This is a genomic window from Arenicella xantha (assembly GCF_003315245.1).
GTDB lineage: Bacteria > Pseudomonadota > Gammaproteobacteria > Arenicellales > Arenicellaceae > Arenicella > Arenicella xantha.
In genome coordinates, this window is record NZ_QNRT01000002.1 from 488,666 (window position 1) to 508,217 (window position 19,552).

Here is a 19,552-nt window from a genome sequence, read left to right on the forward strand (position 1 = left end):
CCAATCATAAACGGACGATATGAGCAAAGACGAAACACAAATTATTGACAACGCGGTCGCCGAAGCCGGCGCCTACGATGTAATTCGCAAACGCCTTAACGAGCAAGGTTCTAATTTACAGACGCTAGCGCAACAACTGAATCAACAACGTTTATCTGAGTTCGGTGGCGTCGAAATCCAAGCCATTGCTCGCACTCGAGTAAGAACCGAAAACAACTGTATAGCACGCGATATTGTGCGAGTTGGCGATCAGCTTTTATTCGGCTATAACGTGTTTATCGGTCTCAAAAAAGAAACTCATATCGACGACGTTTTTGCCCTATTTGAACTAGTGCAAGACGGCGACACCTTTGAGTTACAAGCAGCTGACATCCAAAAATCATTTCTGGCCGACTCTCGTTTCCAAGGCGATTTCGACGAACTGTATCGCTACTATAAGGAATCTCGCCTGGTTCAATTACGCGTTATCGATGGCAAGCTACTCGCTGGATTCCAAGTGGGCGAACGCGCCACAGACATTCGCGTGTTTCGTTGGGCGATCTCCGCTGACGGCAAGCAGTTTGATTACATTGACAATCGCGGGGAACGCGATATCGAGCTTCCCACTCAATACGACTTCGAGTGGATCGAAACCAGTCGCGACGACTTCGTACATGGCCGACATCCGCACGTTAACATCGCCGACACCGTATTTGTCGAAACCATTAATGGCGAGCTCACGGTCAAGGTTGAGGACAATACTGAAGACGGTCTTGGTATCTATTCCGAACAAGTACAAGAAGCCAACCAGTCACTAGACGACGCAAGTATTAGCTATGCCAAGGTTGGCAATCTCATTCTATTGGCCGTAACGCCATATAAAGAAGAAAAAACGCGCTACCTCGTCTTCAACTCCCTAACCCAACAAGTCGAGCGCATCGATGCCATTGGGCAGTCCTGCATCGGCCTGCCCGAAGGCCACGGCATTATCTTCCCTGGCGGAATTTATTTAGACACGGGCGAATCGAAGTCGTTTCCAGATGACATTAATGGTTTGACCTTCAAACGCATGATTCGCTCGCCCAACGGCGAAGATGTGCTGTATGTGTTCTACGAGCAAGTCGAAGGCAAGTTCGGATTATTTAGCTACAACCTAATTACTCGATCGCTACAAAACCCAATTTTTGGCAATGGTTATGGACTCTTTCCCGACGGCAAGTTGATCGTTTTCTCAGCGGAGGCTGAACCCACTCGTGTACATCCAATGCAACTTTGGCAGACCTCGTATATCAGCGCCGAATTTGCCAGCGAACAACCCGAGAGCACTACCGAGCTAGGCAAGATTGGCAACTCAGAATTAGTCCGCGGCATTTCAGACCTGTTCTCTATTCACCAACTCATTGAGAAAAAAGAAGTATCAATGCGCCACTACGAGGAGCTTCGAGAGGCCACGCGTAAGATCTTCGATATGCACTATTGGCTCGACTCCAGCGCACGACCTGAAATTGCCGCTACGTTACGCGAAGTCGGACAAACCTCTGAACTGGTTATCGATGAATTCGAAAAAGTTCAAAGCATTCAACTGCAATCGAGCCAAGCGCTGAGCGAAGCAAAATCTAAACAGCGCACACTACTAAGTCGTATTCAAACCACCACTTGGGAAACTGCCGAACAGTTTGTCGCATCGATTCTCGAAATACGTAAGCAACGCGGCCATATCGCCACCATTAAAAGCTACCGCTACATTAATGTCGAAGAGCTCGAACAACTCGAACAGGCGCTGACTGATGCTGAAACACAACTGGGAACCCAGACCACCGAATTTCTAACCGCAGAAGACTCGCTGCAGTCCTACAGTCAGCACACCGCCGCATACGCCGAACAAATCGACATGGCTCAAACGAATGCTGAAATCCGCCCCATCATTGAGTCGATTGGCGAGACCACGGCACAGTTAGACTTGCTCTCGGAACTGATCACCACCTTGAAAATCGACGACACCACAGTGCGAACGCGTATTGTCGACACGATCTCTGAGGTCTACGCCAACCTTAATCAAACCAAGGCACGCGGCACGCAAAAGCAAAAGGGGCTCGGCTCAGAAGAAGCAATCGCGCAATTTTCAGCACAATTCAAACTATTCTCGCAGAGCATCACGAATGCGCTCAGTGCGTCAGATACACCGGACAAATGTGATGAACAGCTAGCCAAACTATTAGTACAGCTCGAGGATCTGGAGAGCCAGTTTAGCGACTACGATCAATTTCTTGGCGACATTATGGACAAGCGCGAAGAGATCTATGAATCGTTCGAAGCGCACAAGCAAAGCCTAATGGAAGCGCGACAACGACGCGCACAAACTCTGAGTGATTCCGCCGCGCGTATCCTCAATAGCATCGAGAAACGCTCACTTAAATTAGCTAACAGCGACGACCTAAACACTTACTTTGCATCCGATGCCTTAGTACTCAAGACCGACGAGCTAATCGAACAGTTACGCGCACTTGACGCGCAGATTAATGCCGATGATGTGCAGTCACGATTCAAGGGAATCAAAGAACAAGCTATTCGGGCATTACGCGACAAGACCGACATCTATGAAGACGGTGGTAAAGTCATTAAGTTGGGGCCAAAACACAAATTCAGCGTCAACCAACAAGAACTCGACCTCACCATAATTCCGCGCAACGATCAGCTCTACTTCCACCTTATTGGTACTGACTTCTATGAGCCAGTAAGCGACCCTAAACTGGCCGATGCACAGCAATACTGGTCAATGTCGCTCGAGTCTGAAACACCGGATATCTACCGTGCCGAGACACTCGCATTTCTAGTCCTTGATGCCGCGCGACAAGGGCAACACGAGCTTAGTATGAAGGGTTTATACGAAGTTCTAAAAAAACCAGACGAGCTGACCAAGCTACTACGTGATTTCTCCACGCCGCTTTATAAACACGGCTATCAAAAAGGCATACACGACTTCGATGCGTCACTTATTCTGCAAGCCATTTTACCGGCCATAACCGCAGCTGAGCTGTTAACCTTTGAACCGAGTGCTCGAGCACTTGCCACCGTGTTCTGGCACAACTTGCCGTTATTAGAAAACCAAGATGCAAAAGAGCTGCAAGCGGACTGGTCACAACGCGCTATTTCAAGCCGCGTATTGCGCGAGCTCTTTACCGACGATCAGGCTTTACGCCTACTCGCGGTTGAAATTCATAATGCCATTGAACGCTTCTTAGCCACCTTTCCGATTCCCAATATGGCATCTTCCAGCTATCGAGCGGCGGAATACCTGGTCGAACATTTAGCTGAACACAGCGGCAAATTCATACAGAGTCGCTACGCACGTGATTTGCAAGCGCACTTTGACCGTAGCCTGAACAGCGAATCCAGCAAACTATTCCGTGAGTCGATCAAACGGCTGGCACATAAACCCGACCAAGCTTGGTCGAGTGCGCACGCTTGGTTAACCGCCGTATCAAACTCCATGCGTGACTCACACCCTGAAGTATTGACCATGCAACGCTACATACCCGAAGTTATCGGTCAGCTGATAACCGGCGTCGACACCGCAGCGTCCTCAGCAAAATTAGAACTCGAGGTTGAAGGCTTGCTCGGGGAACATAACAAGATTTCCCAACAAACCTTGTCGTTTAGTCTCGACGAATACCTGCAAAGAATGGAGCATCATCAACGTGTGACTTTGCCAGCATATCGTGATTATCTAACGCTACGTAGCGACGTCATGAAGTCCGAGCGGAACAAGCTCAAGCTCGAATCGTTTAAAGCAAAACCACTTAGTTCATTTGTGCGAAATCGCTTGGTGAATGAATCATACCTGCCGTTGATTGGTGACAATCTCGCTAAGCAAATGGGCACAATCGGTGACACTAAACGAACCGATTTGATGGGCTTATTAATGATGATCTCGCCACCAGGCTACGGTAAAACCACATTAATGGAATACGTGGCCAATCGTTTAGGGCTGATCTTTATGAAGATCAACTGTCCTTCGCTCGGGCATGATGTTACCTCGCTGGATCCAGAGCAAGCACCTAACTCCACCGCACGCCAGGAGCTAGAGAAAATTAACTTGGCATTTGAGATGGGTAACAATGTGATGCTGTATCTGGACGATATTCAGCATACTCATCCAGAGTTTTTGCAAAAATACATTTCGCTGTGTGATGGCACACGACGCATTGATGGGGTATGGCGCGGTCAAACAAAGACCTATGATATGCGCGGCAAAAAGTTCTGCGTGGTAATGGCGGGCAACCCTTACACCGAATCTGGCGAAGTGTTTAAAGTTCCAGACATGCTCGCAAACCGCGCAGACATCTACAATTTGGGCGATATATTAGGCGGCATGGACGAGCAGTTTGGGCTAAGTTATATAGAAAATGCATTAACATCCAATGCCGTACTCGCGCCGCTCGCCACACGTGACATGCAAGATGTGTATCGACTCATCGATATGGCCAAAGGCAAGAACGTGGCAGCCACCGAACTTAGTCATCAATACAGCGGAGCTGAAATCAACGAGATCAGCAGCGTATTCGAGAAGCTATTCGTCATTCAATCGCTAATCTTAAAAGTGAATCAGCAATACATTGCCTCCGCCGCACAGGCTGATCGCTATCGAGTTGAACCCCCTTTCAAACTACAAGGCAGTTATCGCAACATGAACAAAATGGCCGAGAAAGTATCGGCAGTAATGAATCATGACGAGCTAATGCAACTGATCGAAGACCACTATCAAGGCGAGGCGCAGCTACTTACCAACGGTACGGAGCAGAATCTACTTAAGCTTGCCGAGTTACGCGGTAACTTAACGCCCGAAGAAACAGTTCGTTGGGAGCAAATTCGAGCCGACTTTAAGCGCAGTAAAGCATTAGGCGGAGAAGACATCGATGGCAGCACGCGAATCGCCAATCAGATGATGGACTTAGTAGCACGACTAGACGAAATCAATGAGTCGGTTGCGAGTTCCGTGGCTGCCAGCAAACAACAACATGCTAGTGATGGAGCAGCTCAATCTAAATTGGCTGAGCAACGACTCGAGTTAGAAGCGAAACAAACGCGCGCGTTACTAAAATCTCTGGCGTCCATTAGCGAAGCGCTGGGCACACAGGCCGCTCCTACCGTTGAAGTGATTAATCAGCCATCAGACAAAATGATCAATACACTAGACATCATGGCAGCCGCGATGGAAACCAGCATACAACCGCTACTCCTAAGCATGGAGAAGAAGATGGATATTGATCTGCGCACCTTAGAAAAAATCCATGATTTAACGCAGCGCATCCAAACGATTAAAGATGAAGCATCCTTGACCACGCGCACGACTCAGCGCAAAACGAGCAAAACTCAGCAAGGGTCTAGTAGAGAAGCGACTAAGCAAAAGCCAAACAAGGACTAAGCAGCACGCTTGACCGATAATTCGCCGCCATACAGGAGACCTAGCGCTGGCATCAAACAGGTTTTGATACCAGCGCTAAACTTGAACAGTTATTTAACAGAGTCAGGACAACAACCACACACCGTCATCGGTACGCCTTTGTTGGTCCACTGCCCGTTCCACTTCGAGAAACCAGCCTGTGGTGCACACGCCGTTGGGCACGCCGCATCAGCTTGCGCTTGATTATTAATAAGAGTGGCCGACGCTACGTCTTTGCATTGCCCCAAAATCATGTCATCAAAACTATGACTTAGATGCGCAGCAAACGAAGTATTTGGTTGGTTCGCCACATTCGCGGTGCCGTTGTAGTTGTGACATCCGAAACAATTCAATGCGCCGCCGCCGTTTGCCGCGCTCCCTTGAAAAGTTGTCTCCAATACCACATTCGCTAGCTCTAATGAGCCACGCTGATTGGTGGTCGATGCGGGGCTAGACGAACCTGAGCCTTTACTGATATCCGAAACCCACAAAGCCCCATTGAATTCGTAACTTTTCCACACATCAAGACTAGCCGGTACGCCTGCGCCAGCCAACACGGTTTGTTGCGCTGCATTCAACTTTTCAATCAACGCAATATTAAGGCCATTACGTGTATCAATAGGGTCGCCCTCTACCGTGCCATACGGAAACTCTTGGCAGATATCATTGCCACGCTGACCTGACGGCAAGCTAACCGTCGTAAATGGTTGAGACTCGTTGAGTTTTTGGCAGGCTGTGGCGTCGACTGCGCAAGCCTCGCTGGTAAAATCGTACGCCGATTGACCTTTGGCCATGTCCGCACAATCAACCGCATTGGCCTGATGGTCGAGGGTAATCCACACCATTTCTGGATGATTATCCGCCGCCACAACGATATGCCAGCCAATCATGCCAAGTGTGTAATCTACTCCATCAATGGTCGCATCTGACAACACAAATCCATCAGTGCTCTCATTCGGCTTCATGACTCTCCAAGCCATTTTCATTTCCACCGTTTTAGCTGGAAAGTTTGGCTCTGACTGAATCGCTGCATAGTCACACAGATTATGCGACAAACGAATTTCGTAGAAAACCACGTTACCGGCTTGATCATAGATCGCGTGAGCGCCCGCTTGGTCTGTTCTTTCCGGCAAAATAATAGCGCCAGTATCGTCAATGGTTTTAGCGGTACGAATACTCAAACCCCGATCCTTAGTTGCACCGTCGCACGAATTTGCGCCTATTTCCAGCACCGGATACTGGGCTTGATCTTGCCAATTAGCCAAACCCGGTTTAGCACTTGGTGAAATCAGATACAGAAACCAGTCTTGTGCGAATTGGTAGAATTCACAAAATTCAGGAGAACCCGTCACTGGGTTACTGGCAATACTTCCAGGCACCTGCGTCACCGAACGTTGCCACCAGTTGGCTGCCTGACTAAAATCACAATTTTTGACCTGATCGGCATTCGACAAGCTCGCTGCTACAGCACTCGGCTCAGCCGCCCAAAGGGTCGGGGAATAAGCACTTTGTGCTATCACAAAACTGGTTACAAGACACACGGCAATCTGTTTAGCGAGCCACAGACGTGCCCTTTTGCCACGAACATTCATTTTTGCAAGGATAATTTTTCTCATAGTACACTCCATATAACGGGGCTTTTGATCTAGCTTTGTATAAAGCTATTCATCTAGCCCCAGATCGTTAATAACTTAACAACAAACTGTGCTGTTAATCACTCAATATGAGGGCGTCTAAGCGTCAAAACGGTGATGCGTTGTCGCAACATTCCATGCGGTCCTTTCCTGCCAAGCGCTATACCGGCTGGACACAACAGTTTAGTTTTTAAAAACCGTAATGCGCCAGTTTCTCCATAAGCTCTACCAAAACTATAGTAAAGCTTAATGTGATATTACGTTGGCGATGCCGTATCGTCCGTATGACACAAATTACTTAAATTGCCGACTCCACACCGCCCCCCAGCGCGCGGTAGTCAGTCAAAAACTTGTCTGCTAACCGACAAGCTCCTAATTACCGTAAACTCTTTTTCTGGACAATGATACTGACGTTAGTCTAATAATGTAACTGCGACAATACTCACCTAATATTCCACTTCGCCAATTAAAATATTGCTGCGCCCTTTAAATTAGCTCTTTAGGATCCTAAACATGAACGATTTTACCGACCACCAAAAGCACACTGATTCAAGCATTGCCATCCCACAAGAAGCCTTCGACTGGTATGACGAATACGCCCACGGAGACATCGATCGACGTACATTCTTAGCGCGCTTGGGCACCTTAGCGATTGTTGGACTCAGCGCCAGCACGATAGCTGCTGCGCTCATTCCTGACTACGCATTGGCCGAGCAGGTATCGTTCAACGACCCAGATATTCGCGCGGAATACACTACCTTTAGTACCCCCAAAGGTCACGGAGAAGGTCGTGGATACTTGGTGGTGCCCCAAGGCAATGAGAAGCCGATGCCGACCGTGCTAGTAGTGCATGAAAATCGAGGCTTGAACCCTTATATTGAAGACGTAGCGCGCCGACTAGGCAAACAGGGATTTATCGCTTTTGCGCCCGATGCCTTGCACCCATTAGGCGGCTACCCAGGCAACGACGATGAAGGACGAGCGATGCAACGAAGTCTAGATCGAGCTAAGATCGAACAAGACTTTTTGGCCGCGGCAAATTTCTTAAAGCAGCATACAAAAGGTAACGGCAAATTGGGCGTGGTAGGGTTCTGCTTTGGTGGTTATATCAGCAATATGTTGGCCGCGGCAGCACCTGAGATTATCGACGCCGCGGTTCCGTTCTACGGCACGCCCGCCAGCGCTGATTTGATTCCCAACGTGCGTGGCCCACTGTTGATTCAATTCGCCGAAAAAGACGATCGGGTGAATGCCTCTTGGCCTGACTACGAAGCTGCACTCAAAGCCAACAAAGCGCCATATCAAGCCTATGTTTACCCAGATACCAACCACGGGTTCCATAATGACTCGACCAGTCGATACGACAAAGAAGCAGCAGAGTTAGCGTGGTCACGAACCTTGGCGTTTTTTACTAAACACTTGGTCTAACGGAGAGAAATTACGTGCTTACCACACACGCACACTAGATATTTTACGAAAAAATGAGGGCCAGCAAGAACATGCTGGCCCTAGAATGACAACTATTGAACCTTACATCGAGTTTTAAATCGAATCATCAAACGCGCGTGCATACACATCAGCGTTCGCTTCATGCACGTATCTGCGAGCACGTCCTAGTAGTCCAACATAATCAGCTCGATAGTAGACTTTAAGCGTAGTGTCTGATGGAACCAAAGATGTAATATCGAACACAAAGTCCATCTCGAGCGAATTGAGCCCGATAAGATTAGTGGTCAGTTCACCAGTAAGCGGAGTGCCAGAAACAAGACTGGTTATTGCTCCACCTAAGCCTGACACGATTATGGTGTCGTCATATAACGTGGTCGCGGCGATTAAATCTTCTACTATGATGTGCACCATAACCGACCCACCAGCTAAAAAAGCGGTAGGCAACAAGGTTCCGTCCGTCATTTCAAACCGACTTGACGCGGTTACCTCAGTAGCATCAGTTACCCCGATTGAAAATGATTCCGAGACTGGTATCGCTTGCGCAAATACCGGAGAACTCGACAATACAAAGACGGCGAGTAGTGCGCTTGCTGTGTACTTCACAAAAATTGAATAAACGTTTTTTACTAACATAGTGGTACTCCATAAGAGTTTGCGTGGTTCCCCGCCCATAGTGTCTATAAACCACTGATTGAATTGACATCATCATGTAGTAACAATGCCAATATTATTGATTCTGAACACATCCAAACAACAACAAACTAGTGAAACTTAGACTCAAAAAACAGCCAAAGCACCAGCATTGAAATCCCCTGTAAAACTGTACAAAATCCACCAACGCTGCTTAGCTATGATGCCGCTGCAACCATTGCCACGACACTGACCGCATACCTAAACAGCGCTAAATACATGCCCCAAATTTAAAACTCCCCTTCCCACGCTTCAGCCGAATTACGACGTCATTGCCGTTATCAGTCTGTTTGAGGCGGCAGATAAAACCTCTTTTTACTTTACGACGTGGCTGCCAGACTCTACCCAGCCACACTCGTTCCAATCCTCATACCCCAAGATGATTACGCTAAATACTCTACGCAAACTCCCAGACTAAGGATTGATCTTGAGCGCGGGATCCCCAAGCAAATGCCAACCAAGTTGCACCGCCGGAAAATCGCTATACTGAGCCAATGCTTGCTTGGCCTGAATCATTGCCTCGCCGATAGTCATACCCTTAAGATACATGCGCTTATTTAGCTCAATACCTAACGCGCGCTCACCGACAGAACTAGTCAATGTCGATGCGCCCATAACACTAGCCGCCCCGTTCTCACCGGACAGCAGCAACATGTCGGATATCGTGTTGCCTCGAGGATCCACAAAATACGTGTTCCAGCAGCCCCACTGAGTAACCACCGTGGGCTTATTAAGGTTCGTTAGATCGGCCACCTGCGATGCTCGCAACATTGGAGGAGTGGTATATGCCCAGCTCTGTTGTGATGAGTGCCCAATGTAAGACACCACCGACACGCCTTGGTTGATGAGGCTTAGTAGCTTGTCATGCGCTTGCTGGTGACCATCGATATCAGGATAAACGCGAAAGTCTTCACGTACTCCATCGGACCACTCGCTCGGAATCGCAGCGATCATGTCGTCGGCATCCTTAGAGAACGACACGCCATTACCAAGGTCGTTCTTATCGGTCACCACCACTGTTCTACCTAAATACCCTGAGCGATTCTCATAGGCCTTGATCTTGCTCACTACATTGGCCAACTCACTCGGTGTTCTCGCGGAAATACGCGCCACCACCAGTTCGGGTATGCCATCTTCATTGAGGTCACCGTAGGCAACATCAGACGGAGTTTGAGTAATAGTCAGCGCACCACCTGGCGTAGTCACATAGCGCGTAGGTACTAAACTGACTGAACTCGAAGTGATGTTTTTGTAGTCCAGCGTATCGCTGCCAAGTAGCACAACCATCGTCGTGCCCATATGCGTCGCTGCGTGCTTAATGTACGACTGGATCCCTTCCGCGCCAAACATGTGATGACCGAACTGAGCATAGATATCCGCCACATCGACGACCTTAACGAGGTAGTCTTGTGCGCGTAGTGCAACGAGTTCGTCGAGCGCTGCCCCTTGCAAACTAGCATGCGTAATAATCAGATATTCAGCGGTACCCGAAGTAATGTCCGTTGGCTCGAGAACCTCTTGCACTGTGGGTTGCGGGTAAGCGGATTCACCAATTACAAGATACTCAGCGGCTACACCGCCGGTATTAAACACCACCGAGTCATCTTGATAGCGGATTCCGCGCTTATTTAGTTTTTCGATATGGCCATCGTCCAAACGCCGATAGACATTAGCCGAAGCTTCACCAAAGTTAGATACTTCGAGTTGCTCGGCATCAACAAAGCCAGCCAGATATCGTTGACCTTCGGCATCAGCAGAACGTCGATAGCTTACGCTGAATTGGTTCAGCGCAATCCGATCAAACGGCACGCCGGCAATCGCACGATAATTATATTTAAGTGTATTCGTACCTGCCTGTAAGGGTGCATTGTCAATCGCAAGCTGAGTCGCCGAATTGCCATCAAACTGCTGATCACCAACGACTATGCCATTTACTTCAATTTCAAAGTGATGATCATTGCCTTCAATCGCAAAATCGAGCAATCCGTACATATCAACCGTAATATCACCTACCGTTGCCGCAAGATTATCAACCTCAAATTGGTAACTCGGCGTGGCAAAAAAACTAAACGTCTGACCAAAGTGATAAGGGTCAGTAGATGATGGTGAGGAGAAATCATAAGTAACATTACGCTCAATCACCGCGGTATGTAGATAACTTGAAGCAGACTCCAAGCGTCGATTAACTCGGGTATGAAATGTTTGTATTGACTTACGGTTTGCTAGCGAACGATTAGCCAGCATATGTAGCACATACACTTGTTCGTCACGGTACAAACTATCAGCGGGTTCAGCATAAAATTCAATGTAGCCGCCTCCTCCAAACTGACGATTGCGACCACCGCCTTTACCCGCTGTGGCTAACTGAACCCACTCGCCATTCAGACTCAAACCAAACCGGTCGTGCCTTAAACCGGCCAGATCAGCTCCAGCGTCGACCAACTGCTCGTAGGTAATGCGATGCATACCAGCTTGTGTAGTACTCAACGTCAATAATTCGAACGCAGCCGCCGTGTTTACAAAACCGCAAACTGCGAGTGCACTAAAGAACCTAATAAATAAATTTTTCATAGCTATTTCTCGATCGTCGCTAGTTTAGTTTTTCGATTCAGACTCAATGCCTGTATCGTCCGCTTCTGGCAGATCTAGATCGTACTCACCGGATGATCGTAGCTGGTTCAAACGTCTATTAATGTTAGTACGTACTGAGTCAACATCCTCCACCTTCGGGCGAATCCGTGACCAATCGAACTCTTCTGGGGTAATCATATTTGCGCCATAAGAAGCATCAGTCTTGAATGGACCATGTGCTGTGACTTCCTCGGCATTTGATATATCCACCAATGAAAACCACTTAGCATCGGTATTTACTCGGTGAACGTATTGTCGTGTTTCCATGGCTTCACCAGGGCGACCAACAATCATTTCAGGCGTTAATAGAGTCCATTGATCGGCCTCACGAGAGTAGATTTGGAAACCCGCATGACCTACTTCGTTACTGGTTTCCCAACTAATTTCTACCCAATCGCCTTGACGCTCAGCTTTCAAATAATTGATGGTTACTGGCGTCGTTGCAAACTGTTGCTGATATGCGAAGTCAATGGCTGACTGCGTTGCGCCACCCGATAACGAGTAGCTCGGCGATGCGTTGTCACACAGCGCTGCAGTCGGCGAATCACAAACGCGATCTTCTGGCAATGGTTCACCGGCTAGATCTGGGTCACCGGTCTGTCCGTAACCATCAACCACAGAGCCACTGGTAACCACTTCGACTCGATAGTTACCGTCCGGCAAATTTGCAAAACTATAATCGCCATTGGCGTCTGTAGTGGTTTCCGAGAGCTTCACAAAACTACCGCCCTGCTCCACATACAACTCTACAACCACCGCTTGGGCTGGCACATCGGCATTACCACCAGGGCTACCGTCTAATTCCGTCGCTTCTAGTGTGCCGTTGTCATCAGGTTCGACCAAAGAGATATCCTCTATCACGATGGTGCCGCTAATTTCGTTCGACCCATTGACCCCGAAATCCGCGGTCAAATTAGGCGAGTTAGTGGTCAGAGCATAGGTCCAAGGCTTAGCTAGATTGTCACCAACCCCGCCGGTCACCAAGGTTCCGTCACCAATTTCGCTATAACCTACCGCATCGAGCACAACAACAATATATTGCCCGCTCGGCAAACTGGTGCAGTAATATTCACCATACTGATTAGTTCGTACCGTTCGAACCAAATTGTCCACACCTGGCACTGGCGCATTAGTTACCAGACCTGGATCATTTGGCGTCTCGCTGGAATCACTGTCTAACCAACACTGAATAGTAACCCCCGAAATTCCCGGCTCATCGTCATCGATAATGCCATCGGCATTAACATCGAACCAAAACCGGTTGCCTATAGAACCTAATTTAACGTCCGACACATACCCTGCGTCTTGCCCAACGATATCTGCACCGCCAGCAATAACGATTGGAGTAGGAATCACCTCAAGGGCATTCAAACCGCTTGTCACGCTCGATAAATCCGTGACCTGAATCGTATAGCTGTCATCTGGCAAACCATTGAAAACGTAGGATCCGTTGGCATTGGTTTTAGTGGTAGCCACCACATTTCCACCGCTATCTAGCAAGTTCAGCGTAACGCCTTGAAACTCACCGTCGTCAGCGGCGAGATAATCACCATTTGCATTTGAATCGGAGTAAATAGTGCCGGCAATGCTACCTAAATCGCTACCAACTTCAGGATTAAAACCGAAGTCAAGGTTGCCAATATTGTTATCCGAATCACTCGCCAAATCGATTGGGAAGTAATTAAATGATCCAACCGACAGATTGGTCGGCTGTGTATCGTTTAAGTCAACGCCCGCCGCGCCATCAACATCAGCTGACTCATAGCCAACGATTAGCCCGTCAATTAAATCAGCGCCGGTGATACCGGAAATAATCCAACTCCCATCAGCGTTGGTGGTAGTGGTTAGAATAATGTCGCCCTGTGGGTTCGCTCCGGTTGCAGTAGATGAGTCATAAATATTGACAGTCACTCCAGCAATTGGCGCTTCGCCAGCATCGTGAACGCCATCGTTGTCGACATCTACCCACATAAATCCTGACAGAATACCGTCACCGACACTCGGCTCGTAACCTACATCCACCTCAGTCACACGTTCACCTTCTGATAATAGAACGGCTTGTGGGTCAACCGTCAAATCTAGGCCTGCCGGAATATCAGCGGGGTTTGCATCCACCAGATATTCACCAGCCACCAGGTCAGGGAATATATATTCGCCATTCGCGTCAGTTTGAGTCGAAGCAACAAACTCGGGGTCAGTGGGATCACACGGAGGGGAAGCAATTGGGCTGGTACACAGATAAACTGTCATACCCGACAAATTCAACTCAGGATCATCAGCCAAACCATTGGTGGTGCCGCCGGCATTTGCCGCGTCCACAAACAATTCCCCAGAAATTGAGCCGGTCACTTCGTCGTTGATGTAACCGAAGTCAACATCACTTACATCGGCGCCGGCAACACTTACCGACAGCGCATCTAAACCACTGGTTAAGTCATAGCCAGACAATAGCGATGCCTGGTCTGTTACCGCTACCACATAGTCACCATCGGCTACACCCGAGAAGCTGTAATCGCCACTCGAATCCGTCACCGTGGTAGCTAGCACTACCGACGGCAACACACCGTCATCATCCGCCAAATCGGGCAAAACCACACTACCGTTGCCGTTCATATCGAAGAGACCAGCAATCACCGCCACGCCGTTTACCGTGGCCGTATCTGCCGCGTCTATCAGCGCGTCACCATTGATGTCGATATTACCGTCAATTACGCTGTAGCCAAGATACAGTCCATCATCAGTGGCGTCGATCAAACCATCACCGTTGATATCAAGCTGGCCGTCAATGACTTCAAGTTCGGCACTTAGCAGTGATAGTGTCACGTCCGCAAAGCCAACCTCACCAAGGTCTTCTACACCATCTTTGTCGGCATCCACAAACACCGTGCCAGAAACATCGTTCAGCGTTGCATCAACATAACCAAAGTCCACGTTGCTAGCGCTGCTGCCTAGTTCCAGAGTTAACTCTGTGGCGTTGTTAACAGCACCATCTGGATCTTCGGTTTGCGCACCGCCAGGGGCGGTCACAAGCACTTGGTAATCACCAGGCACCAGACCATCAAAGGCATAGCTACCATCAGACCCAGAATTTACTACCGACACGGTTGTCTCGTAACTTCCGTTGCCATCGGTGTCTTGCAGCAACGTTACCACCGTACCACCAATGCCTAACTCGCCATCAGTTTGATCTGCGCTGGAGTCTGCGTCGCTATAAATTACGCCGCTTATCGAACCAGAATTGTTAAAACCGAAACTATCTTGGTTATCGGTGACGCCACCAGCGACGATTACGGCATCAGAGAGTAAATTCTCTGCTTCGGATGTCGTTCCATTAAAACCGTTTAATTGGCCCTCGGTATCGTTGACCGCTAATAAATAGGTACCATCCTCCAAACCAGTAAACGATACATCGCCGTTTTCATCAGTCTGCTGAGTCGACACCACATCCGGCTGGCCATCGCCATTTAGGTCATCCGGAATACCATTTGAATCATTGTCTAAGTAAAGATTAATTGACACGCCAGCAACACCATCTTCGCCAGGGTCTTTAATGCCGTCTTGGTTCGTGTCGATCCACACCGTATCTTCAATCGTATTGAGCGCAGGATTATCAAAACCAAAGTCCACGTCGGTTACGGTCGACACACCGATATTGAGTGTGATCGGCGAACTGGTATAAGCACCTTCGCTTTGGGCACCGAGCGTTGGCGTGTAACCAACTAATTCGGGATCGGTGGCGCTTAAGCGCACAGTGTAGTCGTCGCCAAATGCCACATTGGTAAACAAGTATGACCCATCAGCACTGGTGGTCGTAGTGTCTAGCAATATGCCTGACGCGTTATACAGCTCAACCACCACACCAGCAATGCCAGCCTCACCAGCATCTTGAATACCATCGCCGTCAGCATCAGCCCAAACGAGGTTGCCAATTGCGCCAGTATTGGCCGGCGCAACATAACCAAAATCAATACCAGTAACTGCATCGTTGGGTTCCAAAGAAACCGCTTTAGGGTCAACACCGCCAACACCAAAGGTGTTGATTAAACCCGCTGGTAAGGTAGTGTCATCAACGTTAATCGTATAGTCGCCAACCGGAACATCCGTGAAGGAATACGCCCCATTCGCATCGGTAACGGTGGTCGCTGCCACGCCGCCTAAGTCATCCAATAACTCAACAACAATACCAGACAGCTCGGCTTCTTCGAGATCGTTGATCCCATCTCGGTCTTGATCTAACCAAACACTGCCGCCAACACTCGATGTTTGAGCATCAACAAAGTTGTTATTCGCGTCGACTTCGTCAACCGCCACCGACACAGGAATCTGATTGTCATTGGCATTGCCGTTGCCCGCTGCATCGGTGTCTACTGATTGCGTATCACTCACCGATGAATAACCCGCAGGGTCGACCTCGACAATCACGTAATCGCCAACTATGACGTCTTCAAATAGAAAGTCTCCGTTAATATCCGTCACAGCCGTATAAGCTAAAACTCCGTCGCTAGGATCACCGTCACCATTTGGGTCGGTGTACAACAGTATACTTACCCCAGCTAGATCAACATCACCAACACCATCGAAGTTCTGATCGGCTGATACATTGCCAGACACATCTCCCGTGGCAAGTTGGTCGGTCACTGAACCCTCAATCGGTGTGGGCAATTCTACCGACGTGGTCGACGCCGTGTTTTCTAGCTCCGTAATTCCGGCGGCAATAGGGTCATCAACAATTACATCAAAAGTGACTACCAATGTCTCCCCTGGCGGCAAGTCTATATCATCGCCTGCGGTCACCATATTTGGTGGCGCACTCGCAGCATCGTTAATTGTTCCTAAGTACTCGTAGTTAACAGTGAAATCAAGCGAGCCTGAGGTGTTCGTGCCGCCAGACAAAGTGTATGTATCTCGCCATTCGAACGAATAGTTACCTACCGCGTTACCTGTCTGCGCATTTGGGCCAAAAGTTACGTTCCATGGACCTTGGTTATTGCCTCCAAAGCTTCCAGGGCCAAAGGCATATGTCGTGCCATTTGCTATCGACACATCAAGCCCTATGTCACTGCGCCAATCAGTTGTGCCGCCAGCACTTGCGAAGGCGAACGACGTTATAGAGCTGTCTGCTGGCAAATCAGGTGTTGTGTTGTAAGCTTGGGTCAGCGTGGATGCAAAGTTTTGATTCGCCGCGAATATATGATTAAAACTATCCGAAACGAGCCCAGGATAAGTTTTTTGCGCAGTTGCGTTCACATACGTCACACCGGGTGGCAATAAGTCGCTTAATGTAACGTCGTTGGCAGTGCCTGAACCGGTGTTGGTGACGGTAATGGTGTAGGTAAGCGTATCGCCAGGGCTCACAGCGGCGCCGGCCGCACTCGATACTTTAGTGATCTCGAGCTCGGGTTCATCGACCGCACAAAAAGTAAATCCAGCCAACCTTATCGCATGACCATCACTTTCACCGTGCGGTGCTGGTTCGCCGCCACTGGCTTCCGCTGCCGCATCATCTGGCCCATTTGAGTAACTCACACTTAACGAATCAATCAAATTTGGCGCACTAATCGTAATCTGCCCTGCTGGATCAGTTGTCGCTACACCACCGGACACGCCTGTGACATAGTTTGCCGAGGATGTCTGCCCTACCACTGTCACATTGCTGCCAGCGTTTGAAATTGTAATCGGCACATTCGAGCCACTTAGGCTTGCGTTGACTTGCACCACGTCTTGGAACGATGACACAGGAAGCGTATTGCTTGGCGCGTTGTAACCAACATCGTCTATATCGGCAACCTGATAATCCACAACATAACCTGGTTCTGAAAACGAAAATTCAAAGCCGACCACATCGGTCGAGTCGCTTGAAGCCATGCCAACCGTTAAAAAGCCGGTACCAAAAGCCCCATTTGTTTCGGTAGTAATATCCAAACCTGGCGGTGGATCAATGTCACAACTGCCACCGGCCGCTATGACATTAGCCGGACAAGTAAAATTTGAATCAAAATTTCGACCATCAGGATCGATTAAGGTTGCAGTCACGACAACACTTTGCGGATTACCAAGCCCGTCCGTATAGTTGACCGTATAGTTTTGGCTCGCGCCATCCGTATTATTGGTGTCTAACCACTCATTGCCAGTACCCACGCCGGTCGACCAAGAAAAAGTCGCCGGAGAACTATTAGCCGGACATGTTTGTGCATACCCAGAGGTCGGGAATAGTAAAAATATTCCGATCGTGGCTAATAGCCCAGAGTGTTTTGCATCCAGCGAACCGAAAATACACCCAACCAAATCGCGAAACTTACGATTGAATTTCATCAAATATCCCCCCAGGGAAAAATTGTGCGCTAGTTAACGCTCCTTTTAAAAGGCAGGGGGAGAACTGACAATATGATTGGCCACGACAGCGCCAACCATATTGTAGTGGGTCGGGGTAAACTAATTAGAGTACATAACAGTCGATAGCGAATCGATTTTGTGAGCCCTCACACAAACTACAACAAATTCTTTGACTGAATTCGATTGCCTAAAGTAGTAACACATTAGGTCAGAACAGCATAGCGCTATCGTATGTAATCTAACAGTAATTACCCCCCACGGATCAATCCCCCTGCTAGACTATTGACACTAACTAATCAAGTCCCAAATGGCAAGCTGAAAACAATACAATCGGTTGTATTTTACAAAAAAAGACATTTGGCAAAGATATATGCAAGATGATTGTCAAGTTTTACACTTTAATCGTTCCAATTAGGCTCGATACTAGTGCGCCGTTCTAACTAAGGGTCGCGTCCCACAGCCAGTCCTTTGCCCTTCCACAATCGATTCGATAGAGCTTATTTCAACGTCGTTCGAGCACATGCCCACACACGACAATCAAGTGCTAGATGATTGATTGCTAGCAAACCCTATAATCGTTCTGTGACATAAGGTCGACACCACACGGCAAAGCCTCTATCCAGTCTAAAAACGCATTGACCATTTTCGGCCCTTTAAAAGATCGGCCATGCTGTGGCACCATCCACTGCACGTCAAGCGACCGCACCATATTGGCCCAGTAACGACACACTGTATTGCTATTCATATAGCGTTGATGAAATCCTTTCATGCTTGGTATCGCTTCATCGAATGACTTGAATGGCATATCCAAATTGTCATGCGTGAGGTTAGCGCCCATATCCCCAGAAAAAAGCACTTTGCTAATGGGATCATAAAACTGAAAATTACCCTCAGAGTGCAGAAAGTGAGCAGGAATCGCTTTAATAACTGTTCGACCTAGCGGTATGTCCATGCCGCGATCTGGTATGGAAATGATTCGATCTTGCATTTTGCCAGCGCGCGAGAAATGCGGAATAAATCGCTCCCAAATCTCCGGGCACACGAGCTTGCAATCGGTACCGTTCATCCAACGATTAATCGATGCAACAATATCAGGGTCTTGATGCGATGCAAGTACGTATTCGAGCTCCTTACTATTCACATGCTTGTTCATTTCCATAAACAACCCACTGTAAGTTAACTCACCGCCTGGATCGATTAACGCGGCTTGACCATTATTCGCAATTAAAAACTGATTCGACTGTACACTCGCCTGATCATTAACCAAGTCCGTGAAAGCGATGTTTAGGTGGTTATCTTTATCAAATAACTTAATACTCATCGGCTTGCTATCCGCTCGCTATATTTATTTGAGCGCTATTTTAGTGAACGGATGTAAGTGATAATTGATCTG

7 protein-coding genes are annotated in these 19,552 nt (G+C 48.4%); 2 read left to right on the plus strand and 5 right to left on the minus strand.

Annotated features, from left to right (window positions below):
* The first annotated feature begins 19 nt into the window (after positions 1-19).
* Entirely contained in the window at positions 20-5,404 is a 5,385-nt protein-coding gene (locus tag DFR28_RS08055) for a DNA repair ATPase (RefSeq protein WP_113953820.1), read from the plus strand.
* 89 nt (positions 5,405-5,493) lie between these two features.
* Here DFR28_RS08055 and DFR28_RS08060 read toward each other — a convergent pair whose 3' ends face one another.
* The gene (locus tag DFR28_RS08060; RefSeq protein ID WP_170132018.1) at positions 5,494-7,038 is read right to left on the minus strand and encodes a mannan-binding lectin; all 1,545 of its coding nucleotides are present in this window, start codon (positions 7,036-7,038) and stop codon (positions 5,494-5,496) included.
* Between the two features lie 531 nt (positions 7,039-7,569).
* On the opposite strand from DFR28_RS08060, the gene DFR28_RS08065 reads away from it, so the two are divergent.
* Entirely contained in the window at positions 7,570-8,484 is a 915-nt protein-coding gene (locus DFR28_RS08065) for a dienelactone hydrolase family protein (RefSeq protein ID WP_113953822.1), read from the plus strand.
* A gap of 114 nt (positions 8,485-8,598) precedes the next feature.
* Here DFR28_RS08065 and DFR28_RS08070 read toward each other — a convergent pair whose 3' ends face one another.
* The 4 genes from DFR28_RS08070 to DFR28_RS08085 all read right to left on the minus strand — a co-directional run bounded on the left by DFR28_RS08070 (position 8,599) and on the right by DFR28_RS08085 (position 19,480).
* Positions 8,599-9,138, minus strand: a complete 540-nt coding sequence (locus tag DFR28_RS08070) for a hypothetical protein (protein ID WP_147250955.1) — start codon at positions 9,136-9,138, stop codon at positions 8,599-8,601.
* Positions 9,139-9,609: 471 nt separating this feature from the next.
* On the minus strand, positions 9,610-11,766 hold the full coding sequence (locus tag DFR28_RS08075; RefSeq protein WP_113953824.1) for a C25 family cysteine peptidase: 2,157 nt from the start codon (positions 11,764-11,766) through the stop codon (positions 9,610-9,612).
* A 24-nt stretch (positions 11,767-11,790) separates the two neighbouring features.
* Positions 11,791-18,138, minus strand: a complete 6,348-nt coding sequence (locus tag DFR28_RS08080) for an SdrD B-like domain-containing protein (RefSeq protein WP_113953825.1) — start codon at positions 18,136-18,138, stop codon at positions 11,791-11,793.
* A 580-nt stretch (positions 18,139-18,718) separates the two neighbouring features.
* Positions 18,719-19,480: an oxygen-binding di-iron domain-containing protein gene (locus DFR28_RS08085; RefSeq protein ID WP_113953826.1), complete on the minus strand. Its 762-nt coding sequence runs from the start codon at positions 19,478-19,480 to the stop codon at positions 18,719-18,721.
* Positions 19,481-19,552: the final 72 nt, after the last annotated feature.

Excerpts from the sequence above, each read along its gene's own strand:
- DFR28_RS08055 (WP_113953820.1), top strand. The coding sequence starts at position 20 with ATGAGCAAAGACGAAACACAAATTATTGACAACGCGGTCGCCGAAGCC.
- DFR28_RS08060 (WP_170132018.1), bottom strand. The coding sequence starts at position 7,038 with ATGAGAAAAATTATCCTTGCAAAAATGAATGTTCGTGGCAAAAGGGCA.
- DFR28_RS08065 (WP_113953822.1), top strand. The coding sequence starts at position 7,570 with ATGAACGATTTTACCGACCACCAAAAGCACACTGATTCAAGCATTGCC.
- DFR28_RS08070 (WP_147250955.1), bottom strand. The coding sequence starts at position 9,138 with ATGTTAGTAAAAAACGTTTATTCAATTTTTGTGAAGTACACAGCAAGC.
- DFR28_RS08075 (WP_113953824.1), bottom strand. The coding sequence starts at position 11,766 with ATGAAAAATTTATTTATTAGGTTCTTTAGTGCACTCGCAGTTTGCGGT.
- DFR28_RS08080 (WP_113953825.1), bottom strand. The coding sequence starts at position 18,138 with ATGAAATTCAATCGTAAGTTTCGCGATTTGGTTGGGTGTATTTTCGGT.
- DFR28_RS08085 (WP_113953826.1), bottom strand. The coding sequence starts at position 19,480 with ATGAGTATTAAGTTATTTGATAAAGATAACCACCTAAACATCGCTTTC.